The sequence below is a fragment of the Mesorhizobium sp. M7A.F.Ca.AU.002.02.1.1 genome, from assembly GCF_003998535.1.
Taxonomy (GTDB): domain Bacteria; phylum Pseudomonadota; class Alphaproteobacteria; order Rhizobiales; family Rhizobiaceae; genus Mesorhizobium; species Mesorhizobium ciceri.
The window spans coordinates 1-3,439 of sequence record NZ_RZPB01000648.1 but is presented as its reverse complement, the minus strand read 5'-3'; the positions used below and the strand labels follow the sequence as shown (position 1 = coordinate 3,439).

7 protein-coding genes are annotated in these 3,439 nt (G+C 61.4%); 2 read left to right on the top strand and 5 right to left on the bottom strand.

Annotation, left to right across the window (positions count from 1 at the left end; translation table 11 throughout):
* Nucleotides 1-18 precede the first annotated feature (18 nt).
* The 5 genes from EN879_RS28655 to EN879_RS28635 form a co-directional block, all read right to left on the bottom strand.
* Nucleotides 19-315, bottom strand: coding sequence for a hypothetical protein (locus EN879_RS28655; RefSeq protein ID WP_063167933.1), 297 nt, complete (start codon nt 313-315; stop codon nt 19-21).
* 88 nt (nt 316-403) lie between these two features.
* Nucleotides 404-1,009: an ATP-dependent Clp protease proteolytic subunit gene (locus EN879_RS28650; RefSeq protein WP_063167934.1), complete on the bottom strand. Its 606-nt coding sequence runs from the start codon at nt 1,007-1,009 to the stop codon at nt 404-406.
* Nucleotides 1,010-1,029: 20 nt separating this feature from the next.
* Nucleotides 1,030-1,521 carry an SRPBCC domain-containing protein gene (locus tag EN879_RS28645; RefSeq protein ID WP_063167935.1) on the bottom strand — a complete coding sequence of 164 codons (492 nt, stop codon included), beginning with the start codon at nt 1,519-1,521 and terminating at the stop codon, nt 1,030-1,032.
* On the bottom strand, nt 1,518-1,832 hold the full coding sequence (locus EN879_RS28640; RefSeq protein ID WP_013531836.1) for a metalloregulator ArsR/SmtB family transcription factor: 315 nt from the start codon (nt 1,830-1,832) through the stop codon (nt 1,518-1,520). Before EN879_RS28640 ends, EN879_RS28645 begins: the two co-directional genes overlap by 4 nt.
* A 44-nt stretch (nt 1,833-1,876) precedes the next feature.
* The gene (locus EN879_RS28635; RefSeq protein WP_013531835.1) at nt 1,877-2,296 is read right to left on the bottom strand and encodes a cupin domain-containing protein; all 420 of its coding nucleotides are present in this window, start codon (nt 2,294-2,296) and stop codon (nt 1,877-1,879) included.
* A gap of 183 nt (nt 2,297-2,479) precedes the next feature.
* Between EN879_RS28635 and EN879_RS28630 the strand changes: the two genes are divergently transcribed.
* The gene (locus EN879_RS28630) at nt 2,480-3,001 is read left to right on the top strand and encodes a single-stranded DNA-binding protein (protein WP_063167936.1); all 522 of its coding nucleotides are present in this window, start codon (nt 2,480-2,482) and stop codon (nt 2,999-3,001) included.
* A 135-nt stretch (nt 3,002-3,136) separates the two neighbouring features.
* On the top strand, nt 3,137-3,439 hold a 303-nt coding region (locus EN879_RS28625; protein WP_164774629.1), incomplete at its 3' end, for an OsmC family protein.

The window sequence follows — 3,439 nt, the reverse complement described above, 5'->3', positions numbered from 1 at the left end:
GCTCATTTCCGCGCGCACTCAGTGACGCGGCGGCCCGATCGAGTCGGCGCCGACATCGACGGTGATGCTGCCGGAAATCCTGACATCCGTATCGCCGATCTTGAATGTGCCGTTCTCGCCGGCCGGCAGCGCATCGTCCGGCTCGGGAGCCGGCTTGGCGATGCGGTAGTCGCCGGTCACGCCGGGCAGGGCGCTTTTTTGCGTCGACGGCGAACTGTCCTCTGCAAGAGCCGCGCCACTCACGAGACTGGCAAAAGCGAGCACCACGACGGCGATGACGGGGCGCAGTGGTCTGGAAGGATGAGTGTCGGTCATCCCAGGACTATAGTGGCGCGCCGCCGATGGAACCAGACCGGCATCGTCAAATCTTCGGCAGCCGGCCGGACTCCGCTCCGGCCCTGGCTTACGCCGCCTTTTTGCGCGTGTCGAAAACATGGTCGACGATGCCCCATGCCTGCGCCTCGCGGGCGGTCATGAAGTGGTCGCGGTCCAGCGTGCGCTCGACCTCTTCATAGGTACGGCCGCAATGCTGCGCGTAGAGCTCGGCCATGTGCCGTTTCGTCCTGCCGATGCGCTCGGCATGGCGCTGGATGTCGGAGGCCTGGCCCTGGAACCCGCCCAGCGGCTGATGCAGCAGGATGGTGGCGTTCGGCAGGGAAATCCGGCGCCCCGGTGTGCCTGCCATCAGCAGGAACGAGCCCATCGATGCCGCAAAGCCCATGCATACGGTCGACACCGGGCAGCTGATATATTGCATCGTGTCGTAGATGGCGAAACCACTGGTCACTACGCCGCCCGGCGAGTTGATGTAGAGCGAGATCTCCTTGTCGGGATTGTCCGATTCCAGCGACAAAAGCTGCGCGCAGACCAGCGCCGAGATGTCGTCGTTGATCTCGCCGTTGATGAAGATGATGCGCTCGCGCAGCAGCCGCGAAAAGATGTCGAAGGCGCGTTCGCCGCGGCTCGATTGCTCGATGACCATCGGCACCAGACTGGCAACACCGCTCATTTTTCTTCTCCGATTTTCTATTATGCCGCGCGCAGAAGGCGCGGTGCGTTCGCGGCGATGGGCTTTCCAATTGCGCGCAAACCGAGCGAAAGACGGCAGCCGGCGCCTGCCATGGCGATGGCCGGCATGGCCTTGCGGGCAAAACCGTCGTGGACGATGCGCAGATGCGTGCCGCCGGAAGCGGTGCGGGCAAGCGTGAAGGTGACGGTACTGTCGAGCGGATCCTGCCTGGCTGCGTCGCCCGGCTGCTCCCGCCAGGAATAGCGCAGCAACTTCTCGGGTTCGGCGTCGAGGATTTCGCATTCGATCGGCGCGCCCGTCCCGGCGAAGGCAAAACGGTTGCCGATCTCGGGTCTCATGTCGTTGGGCATCATCCAGGCGGCGAGCAATTCCGGTACGGTCAGGGCCCGCCAGACCTTTTCCGGCGGCTCGGCAAGGTCGTACTCGAACTCGAGCGCATCCGGAGAGACTTCGCGATGGCTTTCGTCGGCCATTGATCCCCTGTCGTTCATTGATCCATGTCCTTCAAAACCGCCTTCAGCCTTTCGATGCGTTCCGGCCAGAAAGTCCGGTAGCGTTCGATCCAGGAGAGCAAGGGAGCGAGCCCCTGCGGATCGGCGCGGTAATAGGCGTTGCGGCCGGCTCGCCGCTCGACCACCAGGCCTGCGCCACGCAGGACGGCCAAATGCTGCGACACCGCGGGCTGCGACACCGTCATACCGGTGCGCAATTCCGACACGCTCATCTCGCCTGCGGCTAGCCGCTCAAAGACGGCGCGGCGCGTCGGGTCGGCCAGTGCGCGAAAAATCTCTGCTTCGATCATGTCAAAAGCATAAGTGAATACTTATTGATTTGGCAAGCACTGTTTTACGAGATTGTCGGAAGCCAGCGTCTCACCATTCCGGCAGGCCCATCGAACGTCGCCTCGAAAATCGGCGACGCAAGGACGGCGTGGATGTGAAGCGTTCCAGTGCCGGCGTTCTTGAACCCGTGTTTCCTGTTCGCGGGGACAACGAGAGACTGGCCCGATGTCACGACTGTATGCTCATCGTCGATCCACATCTCAGCCCTACCGGCGATAACGGTCAGCACTTCCTCCACGGGATGCCAATGCGTTGGGGCGCCGACCGTGGGCTCGACCCATTGCTCGAATATGCAAAGTTGCGATGCACCATTGCTGGCCGACACATGCATGCGTGTTTCCACACCTGCTCGCCATTGCTCGCGCTGCTGGTCCTCATGTGCGACAGACTTCATTTGATCGCCCCCGGTCAGATCCGATTTCATGGAAATTTCCGGCCGGGACACTACATCTTGCTGACAAACATTGACAGAACGTCATCTGCACCATAGAACGAACAGGGAACAAAAACCTTGTGGGTAAAGGCAGCCACGGCAAGCGGCTGACGCCTGCAGCCTGTAAGGTGCTGCGACAAAAAAATTTGTTTCGGATGAGCGCGGAGAAATATCATGGCGGGTAGCGTCAACAAGGTCATTTTGGTCGGCAACCTCGGCGCGGATCCCGAAATCCGTCGCCTCAACTCGGGCGAGCCGGTCGTCAACATTCGCATTGCGACGTCGGAAAGCTGGCGTGACAAGAATTCCGGCGAGCGCAAGGAAAAGACCGAATGGCACAACGTCGTCATCTTCAATGAGGGCATCGCCAAGGTGGCGGAGCAGTATTTGAAGAAGGGCATGAAGGTCTATGTAGAGGGCCAGCTGCAGACGCGCAAATGGCAGGACCAGACCGGCGCCGACAAGTACACGACGGAAGTCGTGCTGCAGAAATTCCGCGGTGAGCTGCAGATGCTCGACGCGCGCGGGCAGGGTGAAGGCGGCCAAGTCGGCGGCTATGCCGGTGGCGGCAGCAGCCGTGGTTCCGATTTCGGCCAGTCCAGCCCGAGCGAAGGCTTCAATCGCAGTGGTGGCGGTGCCAAGAGCGGCGGCGGTGGCGGTTCGTCGCGCGAACTGGACGACGAAATCCCGTTCTGATCGCAACAGCAGATGTTGTTTTTGGCTTAAGTCAAACATTGCGCCCCGAGAGTCCATCATGGACTTTCGGGGTTTTGCATTGTCGAACTGAACGCCGACATGGCGATCAACGAAATATGGCGAAGGACGAGTTCGATGAAAGCACGCGTAAAATGGGTCGAGGAACGCACCTTCGTCGGCGAGTCCGGTAGCGGCCACAAACTGGTGCTGGGAACCGCGCCCGGACCGGAAGGCAGGACGCCGGGACCGAGCCCGATGGAGCTGGTGCTGATCGGCACCGGCGGCTGTTCGGCCTATGATGTCGTGCACATCCTCGAAAAGGGGCGCGACGCGGTCGAGGACTGCGTTGTCGAGCTCGAAGCCGACCGGGCGGAAACCGAACCCAGAGTGTTCACCCGCATTCATATGCATTTCGTCGTCAAGGGCAGGCAACTCTCC

Excerpts from the sequence above, each read along its gene's own strand:
- EN879_RS28655 (WP_063167933.1), bottom strand. The coding sequence starts at position 315 with ATGACCGACACTCATCCTTCCAGACCACTGCGCCCCGTCATCGCCGTC.
- EN879_RS28650 (WP_063167934.1), bottom strand. The coding sequence starts at position 1,009 with ATGAGCGGTGTTGCCAGTCTGGTGCCGATGGTCATCGAGCAATCGAGC.
- EN879_RS28645 (WP_063167935.1), bottom strand. The coding sequence starts at position 1,521 with ATGAACGACAGGGGATCAATGGCCGACGAAAGCCATCGCGAAGTCTCT.
- EN879_RS28640 (WP_013531836.1), bottom strand. The coding sequence starts at position 1,832 with ATGATCGAAGCAGAGATTTTTCGCGCACTGGCCGACCCGACGCGCCGC.
- EN879_RS28635 (WP_013531835.1), bottom strand. The coding sequence starts at position 2,296 with ATGAAATCGGATCTGACCGGGGGCGATCAAATGAAGTCTGTCGCACAT.
- EN879_RS28630 (WP_063167936.1), top strand. The coding sequence starts at position 2,480 with ATGGCGGGTAGCGTCAACAAGGTCATTTTGGTCGGCAACCTCGGCGCG.